22 protein-coding genes are annotated in these 23,003 nt (G+C 63.7%); 11 read left to right on the top strand and 11 right to left on the bottom strand.

Going from position 1 to position 23,003, the window contains the following annotated elements:
- Nucleotides 1-30 precede the first annotated feature (30 nt).
- Entirely contained in the window at nt 31-1,479 is a 1,449-nt protein-coding gene (gene dacB, locus AC07Y9_RS12575; RefSeq protein ID WP_102678603.1) for a D-alanyl-D-alanine carboxypeptidase/D-alanyl-D-alanine endopeptidase, read from the top strand.
- A gap of 133 nt (nt 1,480-1,612) precedes the next feature.
- Here dacB and AC07Y9_RS12570 read toward each other — a convergent pair whose 3' ends face one another.
- Nucleotides 1,613-2,488, bottom strand: coding sequence for a helix-turn-helix domain-containing protein (locus AC07Y9_RS12570; RefSeq protein WP_087091298.1), 876 nt, complete (start codon nt 2,486-2,488; stop codon nt 1,613-1,615).
- Nucleotides 2,489-2,748: 260 nt separating this feature from the next.
- On the opposite strand from AC07Y9_RS12570, the gene AC07Y9_RS12565 reads away from it, so the two are divergent.
- Nucleotides 2,749-3,720, top strand: a complete 972-nt coding sequence (locus AC07Y9_RS12565; protein ID WP_102690458.1) for a DMT family transporter — start codon at nt 2,749-2,751, stop codon at nt 3,718-3,720.
- Between the two features lie 200 nt (nt 3,721-3,920).
- Here AC07Y9_RS12565 and AC07Y9_RS12560 read toward each other — a convergent pair whose 3' ends face one another.
- Nucleotides 3,921-4,895, bottom strand: a complete 975-nt coding sequence (locus tag AC07Y9_RS12560; protein ID WP_102679324.1) for a 2-hydroxyacid dehydrogenase — start codon at nt 4,893-4,895, stop codon at nt 3,921-3,923.
- 222 nt (nt 4,896-5,117) lie between these two features.
- The gene (locus tag AC07Y9_RS12555; protein ID WP_007930066.1) at nt 5,118-6,086 is read right to left on the bottom strand and encodes a LysR family transcriptional regulator; all 969 of its coding nucleotides are present in this window, start codon (nt 6,084-6,086) and stop codon (nt 5,118-5,120) included.
- Between the two features lie 262 nt (nt 6,087-6,348).
- On the opposite strand from AC07Y9_RS12555, the gene AC07Y9_RS12550 reads away from it, so the two are divergent.
- Genes AC07Y9_RS12550 through AC07Y9_RS12535 form a run of 4 tightly spaced genes read left to right on the top strand, consistent with a single transcriptional unit; the run spans nt 6,349 to nt 11,179 of the window.
- Nucleotides 6,349-7,860: an efflux transporter outer membrane subunit gene (locus tag AC07Y9_RS12550; RefSeq protein WP_087091299.1), complete on the top strand. Its 1,512-nt coding sequence runs from the start codon at nt 6,349-6,351 to the stop codon at nt 7,858-7,860.
- A 53-nt stretch (nt 7,861-7,913) separates the two neighbouring features.
- Nucleotides 7,914-10,118: an FUSC family protein gene (locus tag AC07Y9_RS12545; RefSeq protein ID WP_102679321.1), complete on the top strand. Its 2,205-nt coding sequence runs from the start codon at nt 7,914-7,916 to the stop codon at nt 10,116-10,118.
- Nucleotides 10,108-10,308 carry a DUF1656 domain-containing protein gene (locus AC07Y9_RS12540; RefSeq protein ID WP_007930063.1) on the top strand — a complete coding sequence of 67 codons (201 nt, stop codon included), beginning with the start codon at nt 10,108-10,110 and terminating at the stop codon, nt 10,306-10,308. The genes AC07Y9_RS12545 and AC07Y9_RS12540 overlap by 11 nt, the downstream gene beginning before the upstream one ends.
- A 10-nt stretch (nt 10,309-10,318) precedes the next feature.
- Nucleotides 10,319-11,179 (top strand): efflux RND transporter periplasmic adaptor subunit, encoded by an 861-nt coding sequence (locus AC07Y9_RS12535; protein WP_092417947.1) that lies wholly within the window; start codon nt 10,319-10,321, stop codon nt 11,177-11,179.
- A gap of 72 nt (nt 11,180-11,251) precedes the next feature.
- On the opposite strand, the gene AC07Y9_RS12530 is transcribed toward AC07Y9_RS12535, so the two are convergent.
- From AC07Y9_RS12530 to AC07Y9_RS12510, 5 genes are all read right to left on the bottom strand, one after another.
- Nucleotides 11,252-12,274, bottom strand: coding sequence for an SEL1-like repeat protein (locus AC07Y9_RS12530; protein WP_256580906.1), 1,023 nt, complete (start codon nt 12,272-12,274; stop codon nt 11,252-11,254).
- A 278-nt stretch (nt 12,275-12,552) separates the two neighbouring features.
- Nucleotides 12,553-13,584 (bottom strand): SEL1-like repeat protein, encoded by a 1,032-nt coding sequence (locus AC07Y9_RS12525; RefSeq protein WP_102679320.1) that lies wholly within the window; start codon nt 13,582-13,584, stop codon nt 12,553-12,555.
- 233 nt (nt 13,585-13,817) lie between these two features.
- Nucleotides 13,818-14,813 (bottom strand): SEL1-like repeat protein, encoded by a 996-nt coding sequence (locus AC07Y9_RS12520; RefSeq protein ID WP_256580905.1) that lies wholly within the window; start codon nt 14,811-14,813, stop codon nt 13,818-13,820.
- Between the two features lie 218 nt (nt 14,814-15,031).
- Entirely contained in the window at nt 15,032-15,856 is an 825-nt protein-coding gene (locus AC07Y9_RS12515) for an SDR family oxidoreductase (RefSeq protein WP_102679318.1), read from the bottom strand.
- Between the two features lie 35 nt (nt 15,857-15,891).
- Nucleotides 15,892-16,356: a hypothetical protein gene (locus AC07Y9_RS12510; RefSeq protein ID WP_053259703.1), complete on the bottom strand. Its 465-nt coding sequence runs from the start codon at nt 16,354-16,356 to the stop codon at nt 15,892-15,894.
- Nucleotides 16,357-16,548: 192 nt separating this feature from the next.
- On the opposite strand from AC07Y9_RS12510, the gene AC07Y9_RS12505 reads away from it, so the two are divergent.
- The 5 genes from AC07Y9_RS12505 to AC07Y9_RS12485 all read left to right on the top strand — a co-directional run bounded on the left by AC07Y9_RS12505 (nt 16,549) and on the right by AC07Y9_RS12485 (nt 19,418).
- Nucleotides 16,549-16,956: a PAAR domain-containing protein gene (locus tag AC07Y9_RS12505; protein ID WP_081002213.1), complete on the top strand. Its 408-nt coding sequence runs from the start codon at nt 16,549-16,551 to the stop codon at nt 16,954-16,956.
- Nucleotides 16,953-17,495 (top strand): DUF4123 domain-containing protein, encoded by a 543-nt coding sequence (locus AC07Y9_RS12500; RefSeq protein ID WP_102679317.1) that lies wholly within the window; start codon nt 16,953-16,955, stop codon nt 17,493-17,495. Before AC07Y9_RS12505 ends, AC07Y9_RS12500 begins: the two co-directional genes overlap by 4 nt.
- On the top strand, nt 17,483-17,869 hold the full coding sequence (locus AC07Y9_RS12495; RefSeq protein WP_007930053.1) for a hypothetical protein: 387 nt from the start codon (nt 17,483-17,485) through the stop codon (nt 17,867-17,869). Before AC07Y9_RS12500 ends, AC07Y9_RS12495 begins: the two co-directional genes overlap by 13 nt.
- A 365-nt stretch (nt 17,870-18,234) precedes the next feature.
- The gene (locus AC07Y9_RS12490; protein WP_053259706.1) at nt 18,235-18,690 is read left to right on the top strand and encodes a Tox-REase-5 domain-containing protein; all 456 of its coding nucleotides are present in this window, start codon (nt 18,235-18,237) and stop codon (nt 18,688-18,690) included.
- A gap of 14 nt (nt 18,691-18,704) precedes the next feature.
- Nucleotides 18,705-19,418, top strand: a complete 714-nt coding sequence (locus tag AC07Y9_RS12485; RefSeq protein WP_007930050.1) for an Imm52 family immunity protein — start codon at nt 18,705-18,707, stop codon at nt 19,416-19,418.
- 97 nt (nt 19,419-19,515) lie between these two features.
- On the opposite strand, the gene AC07Y9_RS12480 is transcribed toward AC07Y9_RS12485, so the two are convergent.
- The 3 genes from AC07Y9_RS12480 to AC07Y9_RS12470 form a co-directional block, all read right to left on the bottom strand.
- Nucleotides 19,516-20,967 carry a mannose-1-phosphate guanylyltransferase/mannose-6-phosphate isomerase gene (locus AC07Y9_RS12480; protein WP_007930049.1) on the bottom strand — a complete coding sequence of 484 codons (1,452 nt, stop codon included), beginning with the start codon at nt 20,965-20,967 and terminating at the stop codon, nt 19,516-19,518.
- Nucleotides 20,968-21,149: 182 nt separating this feature from the next.
- Nucleotides 21,150-21,806, bottom strand: a complete 657-nt coding sequence (locus tag AC07Y9_RS12475; RefSeq protein ID WP_102679316.1) for an alginate O-acetyltransferase AlgF — start codon at nt 21,804-21,806, stop codon at nt 21,150-21,152.
- 16 nt (nt 21,807-21,822) lie between these two features.
- A complete protein-coding gene (locus tag AC07Y9_RS12470) occupies nt 21,823-22,998 on the bottom strand; it encodes an alginate O-acetyltransferase (RefSeq protein ID WP_062823613.1) in 1,176 nt (391 codons plus the stop codon).
- Nucleotides 22,999-23,003: the final 5 nt, after the last annotated feature.

Here is a 23,003-nt window from a genome sequence, read left to right as displayed (position 1 = left end):
GTTCGAGGTCATCAAGGAAATACCTTTCTCATGGGTTCAGTACATCGTTTTTACACTCGCGGGCTGGGGTTGTTCCTGGCCTTGTCGCTGGCGGCTTGCGCCAGCCATCCCGGCGCCCGGTACGCCGCCGACCTGGATCAGGTCCTCGCCGACCCGGCGCTCCAGGGCGCCACGGTATCGCTGACGGTGCGCGATGCCGAGAGCGGCGCGGCCTTGTATCAGCACAACCCCGACAGCCGCCTGATCCCGGCTTCGAGCCTCAAGCTGCTGACCACCGCCGCCGCGCTGGACGTCCTCGGCCCCGACTACCGTTTCGCCACCGCGGTGCTGGGCGATGGTGCGCAACAGGGCGAGCGGCTGCACGGCAATCTCTACCTGCGCGGCTCCGGCGACCCGAGCATGCAGGCCAAGGATTATCAGGAGCTGGCGGCGGCGGTGGCGCGTACCGGCATTCGTCAGGTCGCGGGTGACCTGGTGCTCGACGACACCGCCTTCGACGATCAACGACTTGGCGTCGATTGGGCCAGCGACGATGAAAGCCTGTATTACGCGGCGCAGATTTCCGCGCTCAATATTTCTCCCAACGACGACTTCGACGCCGGCAGCGTACTGGTTGCGGTAACGGCACCGACGGTGCCGGGAGCGCCGCTGGCGGTTCGCGTCAGCCCGGAAAACCGGCTGATGAGCTTGCGCAATCAGGGCCGGGTCGGGACGGCGGACAGCCTGCAGGTCGGTCGTGAGCATGGCAGCAATCTGCTGCTGGTCAGTGGCGCCTTGCCGCCGGGGCAGTCGCGGCGCAATTGGGTCAGCGTGTGGGAACCGACCCGCCTGGTGGCGGACGTGTTCCAACAAGCGCTGGCCGAGCAGGGCGTGACGGTGCAGGGCCAGGTGCGCCTCGGCCAGCCCACGGCGCCTGCCGCCCGGGTGTTGGCCAGCCACTCGTCGATGCCGCTGGCGGGCCTGATCACGCCCTTGCTCAAGCTGTCGAACAACAACATGTCCGAGGTGCTGCTCAAGGCCATGGGCCGCAAGACCGCCAATGCCGGCACCGCCGCTGCCGGGGTGGCGGCCATCGAGGGCTTCCTGCGGCGCCAGGGCCTGAGCCCGCAAGGGTTGGTGCAGGTGGACGGTTCCGGGCTGTCGCGGCGCAACCAGATTTCCAGCCAGAGCCTTAGCGACCTGTTGCTGGTGGCGCGCAAGCAACCCTGGTTCGCCACCTGGTACGCGGCGCTGCCGGTGGCTGGCGATGCCCAGCGCATGACCGGCGGCACCCTGCGTTATCGCCTGCAAGGCACCGGGGCTGTGGATAACCTGCACGCCAAGACCGGCTCGATGCAGGGCGTGTCGTCGCTGTCCGGGTATCTGCGAGCGGCCGATGGTCGCCGGTTGGTGCTGGTGATGCTATCGAACAACTACCGTGCCGACGGCGCGCAGATCAAGGCCCTGGAAGACCGGGTGACGCGGGTGCTGTTGCAGTAAAAGCCTGGAACGACGGAGGGTAACCGATACACCGTCTTCGCGGGCAAGCCTCGCCCCTACAGACGCCGCGTTCGTAGGAGCGAGGCTTGCCCGCGAAAAGGTGCGACGCGGTACGCCTGCCGATCACTCGCCGTCAGCCGAGAAACGCCTGGCGATATTCCCCGGGCGTGCCGCCCAGGGCCTGGCGAAAGCGGTTGGTGAAGTGGCTGGCGCTGGCGAAGCCGCAGGCCAGGGCAATCTCACCCAGGGGCAGGCGGGTGCCGCGCAGCAGGTCGCGGGCATGCTTCAGGCGTCGCGCCAGCAGGTATTGATGGGGTGGCAGGCCGAAGCTTGCGCGGAACATCCGCGCGAAGTGGTATTCCGACAAGGCGCAGCGCGCGGCCAGTTGCCCGAGGCTGATCGGCTCGGCCAGTTGGCTGTCGATGTATTCCACCAGTTGCCGACGCTGATGCGCCGCCAGCCCGCCCTTGAGGCGCAGGCCCTGGCGCTGGCCGACCTGGGTCAGCAGGGCATGGCTGAGCATCTCGTGGGCCAGGCTGCTGGTCAGCAGGCGCTCGCCGGGCTCGTCCCAGTTCAGCTGGATCAGTTGCCGAAAGCGCCTGGCCTGCTGCGGGTCGTCGAGGAAGGTGGTTTCCTGCAATTGCAGTTCGCGGGGTTCGCGGTCCAGCAGGGTCACGCAGCCCAGGGCGAATTGTTCCGGGCTGAAATACAGGTGGGCCAGGCGGATCCCGCCATTGATCACCCAGGCAGACTGGTGCTCGGCGGGCAGGATGCATAGTTTGTCCGGGCCGCCCTTGGTCCCCGGCTGGCCGCGGCGAAAGGTCCCGGTGCCGCCGGCGATGTAGCACGACAGGGTGTGATGGCTCGGCGCTTCGTAGTCCTGGGCGTCGTGATGGTTGCTCCACAAGGCTGCGGCCAGGCCGTCACCGAGCTCGGCGCTGTGCTCCAGGCGAGCATTGGGCGAGCGGTTCAGGGCTTGAAAGACTTGCAGGGTTTCCAGTGCGGGCATGGCGGTCAGGTCTGAAATTGAACGGCATTCTGTAGCCGCTGCCGATAGGCTGCGATAAGGCCGAAGGCCTTCAGCGAACTCAAGGGCACGTCTCCTGCGGAGCCGATCGCCGCCTGTCGGCAGCAGCTACATGATGTTCTGCATCCTACTCCGTGGGCGGCGCGCTGCCAGCCTGGCAACCGACAAAAGCGCAAGTTTATGCAAGCGCCCGGGCACGCAATGGCCTGAGACTGGGTTGCCCTGCACAGGAGTCCCGCGCCATGAACCTCTCGCTTTATTTGCTCACCGTCCTGATCTGGGGCACCACCTGGATTGCCCTCAAGTGGCAGCTGGGAGTGGTGGCGATTCCGGTGTCCATCGTCTATCGCTTCGCCCTGGCGGCCCTGGTGCTGTTCGTCATGCTGCTGCTCAGCCGCAAGCTGCAGGTGATGAACCGCCGCGGGCACCTGATCTGCCTGGCCCAGGGGCTGTGCCTGTTCTGTATCAACTTCATGTGCTTCCTGCACGCCAGCCAGTGGATTCCCAGCGGCCTGGTGGCGGTGGTGTTTTCCACGGCGACCCTGTGGAACGCCCTGAATGCCCGGGTGTTCTTCGCCCAGAAGATCGCCCGCAACGTACTGCTGGGCGGGGCGTTGGGGCTGCTGGGGCTGGGCCTGCTGTTCTGGCCGGAACTGGCGGGCCATAGCGCCAGCCCGCAAACCCTGCTCGGCCTGGGCCTGGCGCTGTTGGGCACCTTGTGTTTCTCGGCGGGCAACATGCTTTCCAGCCTGCAGCAGAAAGCCGGCCTCAGGCCGCTGACCACCAACGCCTGGGGCATGGCCTATGGCGCGGCGATGCTGGCGGGCTACTGCCTGGTCAAGGGCATCCCTTTCGATATGGAGTGGAACACGCGCTACATCGGCTCCTTGCTGTATCTGGTGATCCCGGGGTCGGTGATCGGCTTCACCGCCTACCTGACCCTGGTCGGCCGCATGGGCCCGGAGCGGGCGGCCTACTGCACCGTGCTGTTCCCGGTGGTGGCGCTGAATGTCTCGGCCTTCGCCGAAGGTTACCAGTGGACCGCCCCGGCGCTGGCCGGGCTGGTCCTGGTGATGCTGGGCAACGTGCTGGTGTTCCGCAAGCCCAGACTTGTGCCTGCATCTGCATCCGGATTTGAATCTGAATCTGTAGCCGCTGCCGAGCCTGCGAGGCTGCGAACGGCGGCGCAGCCGTCGCAAAACCAGGCGACCTGATTCTGCAGGTCTATCGCTGAAGGTCCTGCGGACCTTTTCGCAGCCTCGCAAGCTCGGCAGCGGCTACAGGGTGTGTGGGCGGCAGGGCTTCTGTAGAAGCGAAGCTTGCTTGCGATGGCGGCACCTCAGGCACAGCGCGTGGTTCCTGGAGCGGGCAATCGAGCGTCGGCCGGCCGCTCCTACAGAGGACAGCGCGGGTTTCAGCCTTTCCACACCTGCGGGTTGACCAGGTCCTGCGGGCGCTCGCCGAGCAGGGCGCTGCGCAGGTTGGCCAGGGCGCGGTTGGCCATGGCGTCGCGGGTTTCATGGGTGGCCGAGCCGATGTGCGGCAGGGTCACGGCGTTTTTCAGCTGGAACAACGGCGACTCGGCCAGCGGTTCCTTCTCGTAGACGTCCAGGCCGGCGCCGCGAATCGTGCCGTTCTGCAGGGCTTCGATCAGCGCCGGCTCGTCCACCACCGGGCCGCGGGAGATGTTCACCAGGATCGCGCCCGGCTTCATCAGCGCCAGTTCGCGGTGGCTGATCAGGTGCTTGGTCTTTTCGCTCAACGGCACCACCAGGCAGACGAAATCCGCTTCGGCCAGCAACTGCTCGAGGCTGCGGAACTGCGCGCCCAGTTCCTGCTCCAGCGCGGGCTTGCGGCTGTTGCCGCTGTAGATCACCGGCATGTTGAAGCCCAGGCGCCCGCGTCGGGCGATGGCCGCGCCGATATTGCCCATGCCGACAATCCCCAGGGTCTTGCCATGCACATCGCAACCGAACAGCGGCGCGCCGACGCTGGCCTGCCATTGCCCGGCCTTGGTCCAGGCGTCCAGTTCGGCGACGCGCCGGGCGCTGCTCATCAGCAGGGCGAAGGCCAGGTCGGCGGTGCTTTCGGTGAGCACGTCCGGGGTGTTGGTGAGCATGATCCCGCGTTCGTTGAAGTAGGCCAGGTCATAGTTGTCGTAGCCCACCGAGACGCTGGAGACCACTTCCAGCCGGCTGGCGTTTTCCAGTTGCGCGCGACCCAGCTTGCGACCGACGCCGATCAGGCCGTGGGCGTGGGGCAGGGCTTCGTTGAATTGCGCGCCGATATCGCCCTGCTTGGGGTTGGGCACTATCACCTCGAAGTCCTGGCGCAGGCGCTCGATCATGTCCGGGGTGATGCGGCTGAAGGCAAGTACGGTCTTTTTCATCGCGGGAAAGCTCGTCAGGCAGAGGAGAATGCCAAGCAAGCTAACATTCCCCACGGGCTTTTTGTAGCGGCTGCGCAGGGCCAGAAGATTCTGCGAATGTAGCCGCTGCCGCAGGCTGCGATCGGCCGGCACGGCCGTGACGTTCCAGCAGCCGCAGGAGGTCCTGCGGACCTTTCGCAGCCTGCGGCAGCGGCTACAGGGGGATACCTGAGAAAGCCCCGATCAAGGGGCCAGGCGCACGCCGCTGAGTCCGCCGCTCAGTTCATAGGCCGTCAGCTCCGCCTGATGGGCGGCGAGAATCTCCGGCAGGGTGTTGCGCAGGTACTCGACCCAGGTCTTGATCTTGGCGTCCAGGTACTGGCGCGACGGGTAGATGGCGTACAGGTTCAGCTCCTGGGAGCGGTACTTGGGCATGACCCGCACCAGGGTACCGTTGCGCAGGCCCTCGATGGCCGCGTACACCGGCAGCACGCCCAGGCCCATGCCGCTGGTGATCGCGGTTTTCAGCGCGTCGGCGGAGTTCACCAGGAACGGCGAGCCGTTGAGGGTGACCCCTTCCTGGCCCTCGGGGCCGTCGAACAGCCATTTGTCCAGGGCGATCACCGGGCTCACCAGGCGCAGGCAGGCGTGGTTCGACAGGTCGCTGGGGCTGCTCGGGCAGCCATTGGCTTTCACGTAGGCCGGCGAGGCGCAGACGATGCTGTAGGTGATGCCCAGGCGCTGGGAGACGAAACCCGAGTCCGGCAGCTCGCTGGCCAGCACGATGGACACGTCGTAACCCTCGTCCAGCAGGTCCGGCACGCGGTTGGCCAGGGTCAGGTCGAAGGTCACGTCCGGGTGCGACTTGCGGTACCGGGCGATGGCGTCGATCACATAGTGCTGGCCGATGCCGGTCATGGTGTGCACTTTCAACTGCCCGGACGGCCGCGCGTGGGCATCGCTGGCCTCGGCCTCGGCTTCTTCGACGTAGGCCAGGATCTGCTCGCAGCGCAGCAGGTAGCGCTTGCCGGCCTCCGTGAGCGCGATGCGGCGAGTGGTGCGGTTGAGCAAGCGGGTTTGCAGATGGGCCTCCAGATTGGAGACCGCGCGCGAGACATTCGCCGTGGTGGTGTCGAGCTGGACGGCGGCAGCGGTGAAGCTGCCGGCTTCGGCGACACAGCTGAAGGCACGCATGTTTTGCAAAGTGTCCATGGGGTGCTCTCTGGGGAGATGGCAAATTGTGACACGAAGTAACAGATTGTTGGCTATTGCACCAAGGGATTATCGCGCGAACGGTAATAAAGATTCACAGGAATCCCAGCTTATCGCCGTAAAGCCCGCCGCCTAGAATTGCGCCGATCTGTAGGGGCCGGCTGCCGGAGCCCGTGCAATGCGGTGGCTCAGTGACACCGTCTCGCGAGCAAGCTCGCTCCTACAGGGATCCGCCTTCTCCCTATTTCAGGAATTCGCAGCAGTGCCGCGTCGCATCAGCAGAGAGCTGAAGACTCTCAGTGTTTGGGCTTTATCGTTAGCAATCAGCGGCTGCATCGGAACCGGGGGCATTGCCCCACAGGGCAAGGCACTACCGGCCAATACACTGGCCACCGACGAGGCGATCCAGAGCGCCGCGCGCGACGCCCGCTGGCCCGCCGCCCAATGGTGGCAGGCCTATGGCGATGCGCAGCTGAACCACTGGGTGACCCTGGCCGTGCAGGGCAGCCCGAGCATGGCCATGGCCGCCGCCCGGGTGCGCCAGGCGCGTGCCATGGCCGGCATCGCCGAGTCGGCCGAGTCGCTGCAGATCAAGGGCGACGCTACCCTCAAGCGCCACAACTGGCCCACCGATCAGTTCTACGGCCCGGGCGAACTGGCCAACAGCACCACCTGGGACAACAACGCCGCGCTCGGCTTCAGCTACGCCCTCGACCTCTGGGGCCGGGAAAGCAATGCCAGCGAGCGTGCCGTGGACCTGGCGCACATGAGCGCCGCCGAGGCGCGCCTGGCCCAGCTGGAACTGCAGAACAATGTCGTGCGCGCCTATATCCAGCTGTCGCTGCAATACGCCCAGCGCGACATCGTCCTCGCCACTCTGAAGCAGCAGGAACAGATCCTCGAACTGGCGCAAAAGCGCTTGGCCGGCGGCATCGGCACCCACTTCGAAGTCAGCCAGGCGCAGACTCCGCTGCCGGAAACCCATCGCCAGCTGGACGCCCTGGACGAAGAAATCGCCCTGGGTCGCAACCAGATCGCTGCCCTGGCCGGCAAGGGACCGGGGGCGGGCGCGCAGTTGCAACGGCCGAGCCTGTCCCTGGCCGCGCCGCTGAAACTGCCGTCGGCGCTGCCCGCCGAACTGCTCGGCCAGCGCCCGGACGTGGTCGCCAGCCGCTGGCAGGTGGCGGCCCAGGCCCGCGGCATCGATGTCGCCCACGCCGGCTTCTACCCCAACGTCGACCTGGTGGGCAGCCTCGGCTACATGGCCACCGGCGGCGGGGCGCTGGAGTTCCTCACCGGCAAGAAGCTCAACTACAACGTCGGCCCGGCCATCAGCCTGCCGATCTTCGACGGCGGCCGCCTGCGCGCCGAGCTGGGCGAGGCCGCGGCCGGTTATGACATCGCCGTGGCCCACTACAACCAGACCCTGGTCAACGCCCTGAAGAACATCTCCGACCAGTTGATCCGCCGCGAGTCCATGGACAAGCAGGCCGAGTTCGCCGCCGAGTCGGTGGCGTCGGCGCAGAAGACCTACGACATCGCCATGGTCGCCTTCCAGCGCGGCCTCACCGACTACCTCAATGTGCTCAATGCCCAGGGCATGCTGTTCCACCAGCAGCAGATCCAGCAGCAGGTCCAGGCCGCGCGCCTGAGCGCCCATGCCGAGCTGGTGACGGCCCTGGGCGGCGGCCTGGAGGCGGGGCGCGATGTGCCCGAGGACAGCCGGACCCAACCGAGCAAGACCCCGGCGGCGCTGACCCTGCTTGACCATTAACAGCCGAGCACTCGGCACCGACTACACAAGCACCGACTACCGAGTAAGACCCGATGACTCCCTTGCCTGCTCCCTTGCGCTGGCTGTACTCCCTTGAATGGCGCCGGGGTTTCTTCGACTGGGCACGCAGCGACGGCGTGACCTGGGTCTATATCTTCAAGGTCCTGGCCGCCGCGTTCCTCACCCTGTGGCTGGCCATGCGCCTGGAGTTGCCGCAACCGCGCACGGCAATGATCACCGTGTTCATCGTCATGCAGCCGCAGAGCGGCCAGGTGTTCGCCAAGAGCTTCTATCGGTTTCTCGGCACCCTGGCCGGGTCGGCGGTGATGGTGGCGCTGATCGCCCTGTTCGCCCAGAACACCGAACTGTTCCTTGGGTCGCTGGCGATCTGGGTCGGCATCTGCTCGGCCGGCGCCGCGCGTTATCGCAACTTCCGCGCCTACGGCTTCGTGCTGGCCGGCTACACCGCGGCGATGGTCGGCTTGCCGGCCCTGGCCCATCCGGACGGGGCCTTTATGGCGGCGGTATGGCGGGTGCTGGAAATCTCCCTGGGGATTCTCTGCTCGACCCTGGTCAGCGCCGCGATCCTGCCGCAGACCGCCAGCGCGGCGATGCGCAACGCCTTGTACCAGCGCTTCGGGGTGTTCGCCCTGTTCGTCACCGACGGTTTGCGCGGCCGCAGCCAGCGCGACGTGTTCGAGAGCGGCAACGTGCGTTTCATCGCCGAAGCGGTGGGCCTGGAAGGCCTGCGCAGCGTCACCGTCTTCGAAGACCCGCACATGCGTCGGCGCAACGGCCGCCTGAGCCGTTTGAACAGCGAGTTCATGGGCATCACCACCCGTTTCAACGCCCTGCACCAGTTGCTCGAACGCTTGCGCAACAGTGCCGCTGAGTATGTGCTGGCGGCGACCAAACCGGGGTTGCAGGACCTCGCCGAACTGCTGGACGGTTTCTCCGGCCGCGCCCTGACCAGCCCCGATGCCGCGCGCCTGGCCGAGCAACTGGCGAGCTACAAGGCCGAGCTGCCAACGCGGGTGCGCAGCATGCGCGCGCTGTTCCAGGAGCACGAACCGAGCGATGCCGAGCAGCTGGATTTCCACACCGCCTATGAACTGCTCTATCGCTTTGTCGACGAGCTGCACAGCTACGCCCAGACCCACGCGTCCCTGGCCGAACACAGCCATGAACGCGAGCGCTGGGACGAGCCCTTCACCCCGCAGACCAACTGGCTGGCCTCAGCCGCCTCGGGCATCCGCGCCTCCTTTATCCTGATTGTGCTCGGCAGCTACTGGGTCGCCACCGCCTGGCCCAGCGGCGCCACCATGACCCTGATCGCGGCGGCCACCGTCGGCCTCTCGGCCGCCACGCCGAACCCGAAACGCATGGCCTTCCAGATGGCCTGCGGCACCTTGATCGGGGCCGTGGTCGGCTTCGTCGAGATGTTCTTCGTGTTCCCCTGGATCGACGGTTTTCCACTGCTGTGCGTGATGCTGGCGCCGGTGATCGTGCTCGGTTCGTTCCTCGCTTCCCGCCCGCAGTACGCCGGGGTCGGCCTGGGGCTGCTGATCTTCTTCAGCACCGGTTCGGTGCCGGACAACCTGACCGTCTACAACCCCTACGCCTTCATCAACGACTACATCGCCATGGTCATGGGCATGCTGGTCTGCGCCGCCGCCGGGGCGATCATCCTGCCGCCCAACAGCCGCTGGCTATGGCGCCGCCTGGAGCAGGACCTGCGTGGCCAGGTGGTATACGCCATCAGCGGCAAGCTCAAGGGCCTGGCGTCGAGCTTCGAAAGCCGCACCCGCGACCTGCTGCACCAGGCCTATGGCCTGGCGGCGGGGCAGCCACAGGTGCAGCGCGAGCTGCTGCGCTGGATGTTCGTAGTGCTGGAGGTGGGCCACGCCATCATCGAGCTGCGCAAGGAACAGGCGATCCTCCCGGTACACCCGGCCTACGCCGAATCCCAGCCGTGGCGCCAGGCGATCCGGGTCATGGGCCGTTCGCTGGTGCGGCTGTTCCTGCAACCGAGCCAGAGCAATCTTGCGCGCTCGCTGGTCGCGGTCGATCACGCGATCGGTCGGGTCCAGGCCAGCGACGAACCCTTCGCCCCGCACTTCGATACCTCGGTCTTGCGCCGGGTGAAGAGCTACCTGCACTTCATCCGCAGCTCATTGCTCGACCCGCAATCGCCGCTGGCCGCCTACGCCGCACAGCCCGTACAGGCCCCGACCCAAGGACTTGAACATGCCTCGTGAAATCGCCTTCCACGGCGTGTACATGCCGACCATGACCCTGATGTTCTTCATTGCCGCGGCCCTGGCCTGGGCCCTGGACCGGTTCATCTCAGGTTATGACCTGTACCGTTTTTTCTGGCACCCGGCGCTGCTGCGCCTGAGCCTGTTCTGCTGTCTGTTCGGCGCCATGGCGCTGACTGTCTACCGTTGAGAGTCCTTTGATGAAAAAGTTTTTCAGCCTGCTCGCGACCCTGCTGGTGCTGGCCCTGGCCCTGTGGATCGGCCGCACCTTGTGGGTGCATTACATGAACACGCCGTGGACCCGCGACGGCCGGGTGCGCGCCGACATCATCAACGTCGCCGCCGACGTCACCGGGGAAGTGGTGGACGTGCCGGTGCGCGACAACCAACTGGTGAAAAAGGGCGACCTGCTGATGCAGATCGACCCCGAGCACTACCAGATCGCGGTCAAGCAGGCGCAGTCGCTGGTGGCTTCGAGAAAGGCCACCTGGGAGATGCGCAAGGTCAACGCCCACCGCCGCGCCGACCTGGACAACCTGGTGATCTCCAAGGAGAACCGCGACGACGCCAGCAACATCGCCGACTCGGCCCTGGCCGACTACCAGCAGGCCCAGGCGCAACTGGAGGCCGCCGAGCTCAACCTCAAGCGCACCCAGGTGCGCGCCGCGGTCGACGGCTACGTGACCAACCTCAACGTGCACCGCGGCGACTACGCGCGCATCGGCGAACCGAAGATGGCGGTGGTCGACAGGCATTCGTTCTGGGTCTACGGCTTCTTCGAGGAAACCAAGCTGCCCCATGTGCGCGTCGGCGATAAGGCCGAGATGCAGCTGATGAGCGGCGAGGTGCTCAAGGGCCATGTGGAGAGTATTTCCCGCGGCATCTACGACCGCGATAACCCGGAAAGCCGCGAGCTGATCGCCGACGTCAACCCGACCTTCAACTGGGTGCGCTTGGCTCAGCGCGTGCCGGTGCGCATCCATATCGACGAGGTGCCGGAAGGCGTGCTGCTGGCGGCGGGGATTACCTGCACGGTGGTGGTGAAGGAGGGTGGGGAGTAGCCCGCTTCACAGGGGTATTTGTGGCCAAGGCCGGGTTGTGGCGAGCAGGCAAGCTCCTCGCCACAGGCCTGGTTAGCGGTAGGTTTTGTTGACGATCGACAGTGCCTGCTCGATGGTTTCGGCGACGGACAGTTCGTCGTCTTTCATCACCGCGACGATTTTCTTGTCCTGCGCGATGTCCACGCCGGGCTTTTTCAGTTGAGCCTGGCGATTCACCACGATGTAGCTCAGGACATGGCCACGACCCTTGACGAACGGCAGGTCGATGGCCTTGAACATGCTTTGCTTGACGTAGTTGTAACGCTCGGCGGACGACAGGCCCTTAAAGGTGTCCGGGTAGTCCTGATAGATCTCGGCAGAGTAACGGCCGACGTCTTCTTCCCGCGCTTCGGCGTACAGGGCTTGTTTGCTGGTGACCTGGCCGGTGAGTTGGGTGTAGCGCTGGTCACCGTCGGCGATCTGTGCGGCGCTCATTCTGGCTTTCAAGGCATCGGCTGCGGTGGTGTCATCGGCCTTGGCCATGATTCGGGTCCAGGCATAGGCGGCGCTCAGGTTGCCTTGTTCCTCGTACTTTTCGATCAGGTCCTTTTGCGCTTCGGGGTAGCCGTGCCGGGCCGAGCGCTCCAGCCAGCGCAGGGCCAGGGCCGTGTCCTGTTTGGCGCTGGTATTGCCGTAGTTGTAGGCCTGGTACAGGCCATATTCGGCGCACCAGTCGTTCTGCAGCGCCGAGTAAGCCATGTAGTTGAAGGCTTCGGTATTGCGCTGTTCATCGGTTTTGCTTTCATCCTGACCGGCAATCATCGACAGGTAGCAGAACGCGCGAGGGTGTTTCGGCGCGGCCAGCACCATGCAGGTTTTCGCAGCATCGAGCTCCTGGTTTTCGTACAGCAGGAAGCCGACGCCGAACAGAATGTCGCTGTCCATTTGAGCATTGCACTGTTCGTTGCTGGCAACAGTTGGCAATACGTTTTGCAGGGTCAACTTGGGCAGTGTGTCGTTGAGGGACGATTCTTTATCGGCGGTTTTATCGGATGCGGTAGTACAGCCGGCCAGCAACACGGTCAATGCCAGTGGCAGCACGTTGAACAGTTTCAATGGATATTCCCTGATCTGCGATTGAATGAAGAGGCGCATGGAATGAAGCAGGGACAGGACGGGAGAGGGGGAGCTTGAGCAGTTCCATGCTTTCAGTGTCGATGCCAGCGATTCCATGCTGTGTTGAGCGCAAACGCTCAAGAGCGCGCATTCTACTGGGATTGCGAGGGGGCACAACCGAAACCGCAGCATCTGTTTGGCCACGGCAAAGGGCTCTTGAGCCTTGCGCACGCGACGCCTCGGCGGTGCTTCAAAAGAAGTAGCGCCAGCCTCTCAAGCTATTGCTTGCGCTTGGCCAGGATGGTTTTGGCCTTGGTCACGGTGTCTTCCACGCTCAGGTCATCGTCGATCAGCAAGGCATGTAGCGCCGGGTCCTGCCACAGGTCCACGGCCGGCCCGGTACTTTGCACAAGGCGGGAAATCAAGGCGTAGGCCACCACTTGGCCGCGCGTGTGGAACTTCGGGTAGAGGTCCAGCATGTCCACCAACTGGGCCACGAAAGCATGCCGTTGCATAGGGGACATGCCCTCGAATACCTCCGGGTGGCTGTAGTACAGATCCCCTGAGCTCAGGGCGATGAGGTCCTTGCGCAGCGCCTGCTCAATATCCTTTTCGGGGGTGAGTTGGCTGAGCAGCTGGGTGTAGTGCTGCTCGCCCTCGGCCATTTGCCGAGGGCTCATTTTGCGCTTCACTGCCTCGATTGTTTTTGCCTCATTCAGGACCCTGGCCCAGGCATAGGCCACCGGGAAATTGTCCTGTTCGCTGCTCCAACGCACCATGTCCTGTTGCGACTCCTGGTCGCCGTGCCGAGCGGCGCGCTCAAGCCAGCCCATGGCCAATTCCTTGTTCGGTGGATGGTCCAGCTTGCCAACGCTGTAGATGTCGTACAGGCCTGCTTCCGCGCAGGATTCATTGTGCTTGGCGGCGTAGGCGATATAGTTGAAGGCTTCGCTTTTGTCGTAGTCGTTTTGCCTGGCGCCGACAATGCTGCCCAGGATGCACAAGCTCGTGGTGTAGCGGGGGGCGGCCATGATCAGGCAGCTGCGGGCCATTTTTATTTCCTTGCTCGCCAGCAAGGTACGGCCTGCGCCATACAGTACCTCGTCCTCATTGATCAGGCGGATGCCGAGGCCGAGCAGCAATTCGCTGTCCATCTCCGGTGTGCAGTACTGGTTGGCCTCGACCTTGGGCAGGATCTGTTCGAGGCTCAGGTCCGGCAGGGAGTTATTGAGCTTTTCGTCCGGTGACGAGGCATTGCAGCCCAGCAGCAGAGTGAAGATAGCCAAGGGCAGCAGGCTACGAGATTTCAATGGAGAGTCCCTGAGGTTCAATCGTAAAAGGGAGGACGCCAAGAGGGCATGAGCAGGGGCGGGGTGCAGCCGTTCCGTGCTTGAGGTGCCGCTTCCTTGCGATTGGAGTGCGGGCATTCTACTGGGATTGCCTGGGTGAACAACCTGACCCCGCCCCCTTGCAGGAGCCGGCACCTACAAGACAGCGGCCATGTATAAGGCCCCTGTAGGCGCGGCCGGCGGTGTTCCCGCTGTTACAGGGCGGCCTGGCCGAGGATCACGTCGGCTTTCTTCACGGCATCCGCCACTTCCAGCTCTTTATCGCTGAGCAGTTCCACGATCTGCGGGTTCTGCAGCACATCGACGCCGGCCTGCTTCAATTGCGCCTGCCGCGCGATGATCACATAAGCGTACAGCTGGCCACGGGTGCTGAACTCGGGGCGGCCGCTCACCGTGGCCACGGCCTGCTCCATGAGGGCATGACGCTCGGCCACCGAGAGGCCCTTGAAGGTCTCGGGGTATTCCATATGGATGTTCGCCGAGTACACCGCGATGTTCTCCTCGCGGGCTTCCTTGCGCACTGCGTCCTTGCTGGTGACGATCTTGCCCAGTTGCTCGAAACCCTGTTCGCCTTCGCTGATTTGCTGCGGGTTCATCCGTTGTTTCAAGGCGTCGATCTGTGCGCTGTCATCCAGGACCCTGGCCCAGCTGTAGGCCAGCGGCAGATTGTTCTTGTTGCTGTGCAGGCGCACCAGGGTCTGTTGCGCGTCCGCGTCGCCATGGCGCGCGGAACGCTCCAGCCAGCGCAGGCCCAGGTCGCTGTCCGGGGTCTGCCCGCGCATGCCGTAGGTGAAGTTCTGGAACATGCCGAACTCGGCGCAGGAGTCGTTCTTCCGCGCGGAATAGGCCATGTAGCCGAAGGCTTCGCGGTCGCGCTCGGCGCTGTCCTTGCTAGTGTCCTGTTCCGCGATGCTCGCCAGGTAGCACAGGGCCCGGTCGTGGGTGGGCGCGGCCATGATCAGGCAACTGCGGGCTTGCTCGGGTTTATCGTCGTTGTACAACTGGTAGCCGATGCCATACAGCAGATCGCTGTCCAGCTTGGGGTTGCAGTACTCGTTGGCGACGGCTGGCGGCAACAGCTCCTTGAGGCTGAGCTGGGGCAGGGTGGCGTTCAGCTCCTCGTCTGGCGATGGCGCGCAGCCGATGAGCGCGGTGGCCAATACCAGCGGCAGCAAGTGTTGAGGTTTCAATGGATATTCCCTGATCGACGATTGAGTGACGGCGAGCATGGAAGAGGGGGGAGTTTCAGCGGTTCGCCAGCGATCCATGCGGCCTGATCGAGGCCCTGGGAGCCTCGAGTGCGCGCATTCTACTGGGATTGGGAGAGGGTACAACCTAGGCTACTAAAAGACGTTTTCTGGAACCCGTGGGAACGGCCGCGCGACGTTCCGCTGCCGGTGATCGGCCGTTACAGTTTTGCGCCCAGGCCAAAACGCTTCATCAGCGCCTTCTCCAGCAAACCCTTGGGCAACAGACTGGCCATCAAGGGCAACGCCCGGCTGCCATTACCGATCCGAACCAGGCGCGGTGGTTTGTCCTGCTGCACGGCCTTGAGCAGCCTGGCGGCAAATTCGCTGGCGGGCGTCGGGTGGTCCTGGGAGGCCCTGGCCCGTGCGCGGATGCCTTCGCGCAACGGCCACCAGGGCGATCGTTCGGTCAACAGCTGTTCGGCTTCGTGCCCGGCATTCTTGGCAAAGCTCGAAGCGATAGCCCCGGGCTGGACCTCCATCACGCGGATGCCGAACGGCGCCAGTTCCATGCGCAGCGCATCGCTCAAGGCATGCACCGCCGCCTTGGAGGCGCAGTAGGCACCGGCAAAAGGCGTCACCAGGACGCCCGACACACTGCCGATATTCACCACCAGCCCGCGGCTGCGGCGCAGCACCGGGAACATGGCCCGGGTCACGCCGACCAGGGCGAACACATTGGTTTCGAACTGCCGCTGCATGGCTTCGACACCGCCATCGAGCAGCGGGCCCATGGCGCCATAACCGGCGTTGTTGATCAGCAGGTCGAGGCCGCCATATTGCTGGTTGATACGTTCGCCCAGGGCGGTGAGCGCCGGGCCGTCATTGACGTCCAGTTGCACCGCGTCAAAACCTGCCGCTTGCAGCATGGCCACGTCCTCGGCCCTGCGGGCGGTGGGCAGGACGGTGAAACCGGCGGCCTTGAAAACATCCGCCAGGGCGCGGCCGATGCCGCTGGAACAACCGGTGATCAGCGCAACGGGCATGGCGCGGTCCTTGTGCAAAAAGAGGGAGGGGGGAATCAGTCGGAGAAACTACCCTGCAAGCGTTCGGCGCGAAACTCCAGGGTTTGCGGGCGGTAGCCGGGGCGCAGCGGCGGCAGGGGCAGGCAGTCTTCCCAATTGGCGCCCGCCTGCAACTCGCCGGGGCCGCGATAACGCGGGGCGGTGTACTGGTTGTCGGCCAGGTTCACGGTGTCGCCCGGGGCGTAGGCGGCGACGCGCCAGCGCAGTTCGGTCAGCGGCACATCGTTGCCGTTGTTCATCTTCAGCAGCAGCGGGCGATCCGCCGGGCAATGCTCGGGGGCATAGCTGATGCGCAATTCCAGGCGCGCCAGTTGCTGGGCTTCGCGGTTGTCCAGCCAGACCACCCAGACCGCCACCAGACCCAGGCCGACAGCGGCGGCCATGGACACCGGCAAGGCCTTGGCGGGGTAACGGACCAGCAGGATCAGCCAGGTGATAACCAGCAGAACGCCGATGAACATGAGGTGAACCTCGGGGGAAATAGAGCAGTCATCCTACCTAAGCGTAGGTGGGATTGGCCAACCCTGATCCCAGGACGGAGAGGGCGCGGTGGCGCGGCATTTCGGAAAGATTTTGAAAAGGATTGGGGATTGTCTGTTTTTCGAGCATTCGGCAGAGTCGGTTTTCTCGCCAGTTTCGATAGGGAAGTTGAAATGTCTGGGAAACCTGCCGCGCGCGTTGGCGATCCAACCGCCTGCCCTTTGCCTGGTCACGGTACCAATCCGATAACCAGTGGCTCGCCTGATGTCCTCTTTGACCACCTGCCCGCCGCACGGGAGGGTGACCCGACCGCTTGCGGTTCAGCATTGAACGCCAATGTCATTCCCAACGTACTGATCAACGGAAAGCCAGTCGCTGTCCTGGGTTCCCTGGGCAGTCACGGCAATGTGGTTATGGGTGGTTCGGGGACGATCATCATCGGCAACAGTGGCGGCGGTGCGGTGTCCTCCGCAGTAGCCGCACTCCCCTCCGTACCCGGATTATGTTTGAAGTGCCTGCTGCTGGCCGCTCAGCGCAATCAGACCTTTGTCCCGCTGGAAGTACTGGGGAGCAGCGCATGAGGCGTGTCGGCTCTTTATTCTGGCAGCTCTCGGAACCCTCCGGGCCGTCGTCCAGACTGTTTGCCCTTATCGATGGCGCCCGCTATCTGACGTTGAACAAACGCCTTGAAGAGGCGGGCGACAGCATCCGTTTTCACTGGCTCCTGAGCGCTGGCGCACTGGATGAAATTCGCCATGCCGGCCCGGTACTGGTTGAGTTTCCAGACTCCAGGAGCGGTTTGCACGGGGCATTCGGCAACTGGCTGATTACGCGGGACCAGCAGACGCCGATGGTCTCCTGGCTTTGGAGTGATCAGCCTTTCGACATCCTGCGCGATTATCACCAGGGCTTGTTGTTCAGCCAAATGCCGGATGGGCGCCGAGCACTGTTTCGTTACTACAGTCCCGAGGTCAGGCGTGCGCTGGACAAGGTGATATCACCCTCCCAGATCCAGCAGATCATGCGTCATGTCCAGGACTGGCTGGTCTGGCAACCCCTGCAAGGTTGCTATCTCAGCTACGGTGTCGAGCAGGTAGGGGAGCAAGCATGTTTGAGTTGAGTGCCGAGCAGCTTTCACAACTGGATGACATTCGTCAGAACGAAGTGTTTGAGCGGTTGTTACTGGAAGTACAGCAGGAGAACCCTGAGTGGTTGTCCAGAAAGGGCCTGATGCCGGCTCTACAGATGTTGAAAGACCTGCGTGAGCGTGCGTGGAGTTTTGGCATCAGGGAGCCCGAGTCCGTCGAGCATTTTTTGCGGCATGGATTGACCTTTACCGACTTTGACAAGCAGCCGGCCTTTATCGAGTTCATGAACAGGCCTGTAGCGGATAGCCCCGAACGGCGATTCGAGGATTACGAGGATATCGTGGCGTTCAGGATGAACATGCAGCACTGGCGGGATATGCAAGCCGCCGGGGAGATTCGACCATGAGTGGACTGGGGATTCTGCCAAGTACAGGGCCCATGGTTATTCGCGTGGCGCCTCGCTTGGGGCCACGTTTACCGTTCGAGATTCCAGCCCCGCCTCCCAGGCTGCCGATGCCCGCTCCTCGGCCAATGCCGATGCCGGCGCCCAGGCCCACTCAGCCACTGCCTGCGCCCAGGCCAATCCCGCAGCCCGTCCCTTTGCCGCAGACGCAACCCCAGGCAAAACCCAGGGTAGATGCGCCTCCGACGACCGCTGAGCGGACTCGGGAAGCCGAGCGCGACTGTAAGGTCAAGCGGGACAAGGACTGTGTGAAATGCCCACCTGAACAGGGAACCATGACGATACCCAATAACGGCAAAGGTCATAGTATGTCCGCCCAGTCCGCGCTCTATCAGGCGTGGGTGACTGCTTTCCCGATGCCTTACGAGTGGTGGTGGAACAATACCTGGTGGGATGGTTTCGACAAACCGCGTTGCACCTTGCTGGAAGCCAAGGCCAATTACGCGTTCATGTTCATTCCGCTTATCGGGCTGCCGCGCCCTTGGGCCAATGTGGAGAAAACCCTGATTACTCCTGCCGAGATACATTCCCTGAAAGCCCGGCCCAGCCCGCCGGTTTCGGTTGAATGGCATTTCCTGCAAAGGGTGGTCTATGAGTATTGTGCCGAACAGTATGCGGAGAAGGGGCTCGCCAACCTGACCGCCTACTGGAACCCGATGCCGGGCACCAAGGATCATGATGAGTACATCAAGCAACGTGCAAAAGAGCAGAAAGAGTGGGATGAGTACCGCCGTGAAAATCCCGACCGTGTTTTTGAAGCCTGACTGAGGATGAGCGCTTGTTCAGAAAATTTTCATTCGTTCTGCGTTTCGACAAACAGAAGATCTCAGCGGTCTCGCATGAGGCGCAGTTGGAAAGGGCCGAGCGCTTTCTCAAAGGCCTTGGCGAGATTCATCCTCTGCTGCGGGACTGGTATCTGCAGGGCGGTTCCAGGGAGGAGTCGCTGCGCAAGCGGATCAATGACGACTTCGAGTCTCTGCGTGAAGAGGCCCGGAGCAACCATAACGACGACTTCCCCACGAAATTGCAGTTTTCCGTGTGGAATGGCCTGGATGATCCCCTGAAGGGCGGGTTGGCCTTTCATTACAACGCACACGACCTGGATTCAGTCGCCAGCATGCGCTTCGAAGATGGCGGGGCGCTTGTGGCAGCCATTCCCGATGTGAAACCGGTAGTGATCAGGGTGATTCAGTTGGCTGTTGAACTGTGGCCTGAACTTGACTGGTGTGTACTGGCGCCAAAAGACCACTATTTGCGCACCAAGGTGTTCAAGGACCGGCAGACCGTCGGCTGGGTCGGGTTTTGTCCACACGTGTTGCGGGCCGGGGATTTTCCGAGCGCCGACCAGCTCATCGACATTCCAAAACGCGGTACGCTGATCGTGAGTTGTCCACAGGTGATGGATGAGGGCAAACGGGCTGATGTCCAGCGAGTTGCGGAGATCGATATCAAGTTGGTGGAGCTGGGGTATTTACCGCTGTTCATGAACTAGCTCGGTGGGCCTGGCCCGGGCATGAAAAAAGCCCCCACCCAGCCGGCTGCGGATAGGGGACGCAGTCGGCTGGACGGGGGCTTCTTGTTCTGGCGGCTTACTGGGCGATGGTTTTCACCGAGATACCGCGTTCCACCGGGGTGGAGCGGCCGTAGATGTCTTCGAAGCGTTCGATGTCGTCTTCGCCCAGGTAGCTGCCCGATTGCACTTCGATGATCTCCAGCGGGATCTTGCCCGGGTTGCGCAGGCGGTGCACCGAGGCGATCGGGATGTAGGTGGACTGGTTTTCGGTGAGCAGGAACACGTTCTCGTCGCAGGTGACTTCGGCGGTGCCGCTGACCACGATCCAGTGTTCGGCGCGGTGGTGGTGCATCTGCAGGGACAGGCACGCGCCCGGCTTGACCGAGATGTGCTTGACCTGGAAGCGCCCGCCCATGTCCACCGAGTCGTAGGAGCCCCACGGACGGTAGACCTCGCAGTGGTTCTGGGTTTCGCTGCGGCCCTGTTCGTTGAGGGTGTTGACCATCTGTTTGACGCCTTGGACCTTGTCCTTGTGGGCGATCATCATGGCGTCCTTGGTTTCCACGACCACGATGTTTTCCAGGCCGATCACCGACACCAGCTTGCCGTTGCCGTGGATCATGCAGTTGCGGCTGTCCTGGATCACCACGTCGCCCTTGCTGACGTTGCCGTTGACGTCCTTTTCGTGCACGTCCCACAGCGACGACCAGCAACCCACGTCGCTCCAGCCGGCGCTCAGCGGCACCACGCAGGCGCGCTGGGTCTTTTCCATCACCGCGTAGTCGATGGAGTTGTCCGGGCAGCAGGCGAAGGTGGCCGGGTCGACGTCCACGGTATCGGCGTCCTGGGCACTGCGTTCCAGGGTCAGCAGGCAGGTGTCGTAGATGTCCGGGTCGTGCTTTTTCAGTTCTTCGAGGAAGCGGCTGGCGCGGAACAGGAACATGCCGCTGTTCCAGAAGTAGCCGCCGGCCTCGACGAACTCGGCGGCACGCTTGACGTCGGGTTTCTCGACGAAGTGCGAGACGCGGCTCACGCCTTCCGGCAACAGCGCATCGTTGGTCGACTTGATGTAGCCATAACCGGTTTCCGGCTTGGTCGCCGGCACGCCGAACAGCACCATCTCGCCACGCTCGGCGGCCACGGTGGCCAGGGCCAGGGCGCGTTGCAGGGCTTTCTGGTCTTCCAGCACGTGGTCGGCCGGCAGCACCAGCATCAGTTCATCGCGACCTTCGTTGACCAGCATCATCGCGGTCAGGGCCACGGCCGGCGCGGTGTTGCGGCCGAACGGCTCCATCAGGATGCGCTGCGCTTCGAGTTTGCGCGCCGCCAACTGCTCGTTGACGATGAAGCGGTGGTCCTTGTTGCAGACCACGATCGGCGTGTCCATGCCTTCGAACACCAGGCGCTCGAGGGTTTGCTGGAACAGTGTGTGTTCGCCGGTCAGGGCGAGGAACTGTTTAGGGAATTGCTTACGCGAAAGCGGCCAAAGACGTGAGCCACTACCACCTGACAAGATCACCGGAATCATGTTGTTACTCCTTCAAATACCGTTTGGGTTAGAGCTACTGCGTTCTGTCGTTTCACTCTCTTGTTGTTGTCTCGGTGTAGCCGCTGCCGAGGTACGAGGCTGCGATGGGCTGCGAAGCGGCCCCTGAGGGCGGTCCTGCGGACCGCTTCGCAGCCTCGTGCCTCGTCAGCGGCTACAGGTTCTTAACGCGTCGAGACCGGGCGCTTGACCCAGACTGGCGACAGGCTGCTGCCGTTGCCGGTGACGTAGAGCACCGCGGCTTCGCCGCGCTCCAGGGCGACCGGCTTGAGGTCGCTGACTTTTTTCTCGCCCTCGTACAGCGCGAAGCTGACTTTCACCGGGTTGATTTCACGTTCGCCACGGCCCTTGGCGGCCACCGACTGGACCACGTCGGTCTTGCCGTCGGCGGTCTTCAGGGTCAGGGCCTTGTCGCTCAGGTTCTGCACCCGGACCAGGGACTTCTGTTTGTTCTTGAACGGCGGTTCTTCGATCAGTTGCGGCTGGCCGCTGGCGTTGTTGACCAGGGTGTAATAGTGGTCGGCGGCGAGTTTCACCGGCACGCTCTGGCTGCCGACCTTGGCGGTGTAGTCGCCGCCGGGCATGAAGCTGAAGTCACTGCTGGCCAGCGGCGCGACGTCGCTGAGGCTGGTGCTGCCGACGGTGGCGCTGACTTCCTGGTTGCTGGCGTTGTAGATACGCACGAAGGACGAGCCTTTGGGCGCGGTCGGGCCGTACAGCGCGGCGTCGCCACCGGCGAAGGCGTGCAGGGACAGGACGCTCATGCCGGCAGCCAGTGTGATTGCCTTGGCGAGACGACGCGGAGTGATAGTGAAAGTCATGGGTGTCACCTCTCTTTCAGTTTTGCGCCCGATCGGGCGTCTCGGATTTGTTGAGTGCAGCTACGTTCTGTTGGCGGGCGCCGGCTTGTTTGAGCTCTGCGACCCACTGCGGGTCGGCGTCGCCGATTTCGTTATTGACCGGCAGATATCGTTCGGGGAACTCCCAGATCAGCACCTGGGGCGGGCTGTTCTTGAAGGCATCGCTTTTCAGGTAGCTGAGCATCGGCAACACCGGGCCGTGGCCGTCTTCGGCGTAGCTGACCACGTCGCTGTGCAGGGCCTGCTTGAGCGCGCCGACGAAGTTCCAGTTCGGGTTGGCGCTGTAGCTGGTGCCCACCAGGGCCACCGGTACTTCGTTGTCGGCGAACAGCGCGTCGTCGGCGGCCGGCTGATCGTCGGCGGCGCGGGTCACGCGTTTTTGCAGCGGCTCCTTGGCCGGCATCAGGTTCTCGAACAGCGGGTCCAGGGGCAGGAACAGGCGCAGGTCGCCCTTGTGCACCACGGTCTGCTCGGCTTCGGTGACGAAGCGTTGCGGCTGGCCCATCAGCGGTGCCTTGTCGGCGATCGCCTTGGCCAACTGGTTGGCGGCGACTTCGGCGCCGGCCGGGGTCCAGTGGGTGTCGGTGCGCAGGAACACTTGCTGGCCGTTCTGCTTGGCCTGTTGCAGCGGGCCCAGCAGATCGGGGGCGAGGATCTTGTCGGCCGCCACCCGGGCGTGGAAGTCCTGGTAGAGGTTGGCGTGGATGCTGGCCGGCTGGACGTCGCCCAGGTGTTCCGGGTACAGGCGCACCTTGGCCGGCACGATCGCCATCACCAGTTTCACGCCTTTCTCTTTCAGGGCCTGGCGCACGCCTTCGACCAGCGCGTAGTTGCCTTGCAGGTTGAGTTCTTCGTTGACGATCGGGTGGAACTCTTCATCGCTGTACAGCCACTGGTCGCGGCCGAGCACCACGCCCGGACGACCTTCGTTGAACAGCTTGAAGTCCAGGGCCGCCCACAGGTTGGTGCCCAGGCGCTTGATCGGGAACTCGTCGTCGTAGTGGGTTTCCACGGCCTTGGCCCAGCGACCGTTGAGCACGGTGGCGTCGTTGCTGGTGCTGAAGCCGAAGAAGCTGCGCACCGACCACAGACCCAGGACCATCAGGGTCACCAGGAACAGGGCGATATAGAAGACGCGTAATGAGCGGGTCATGGTCA

The sequence above is a fragment of the Pseudomonas sp. GW456-L12 genome (assembly GCF_059424045.1).
Note: the sequence above shows the minus strand (reverse complement) of the source record. Positions and strands in the feature narration are given on the sequence as shown.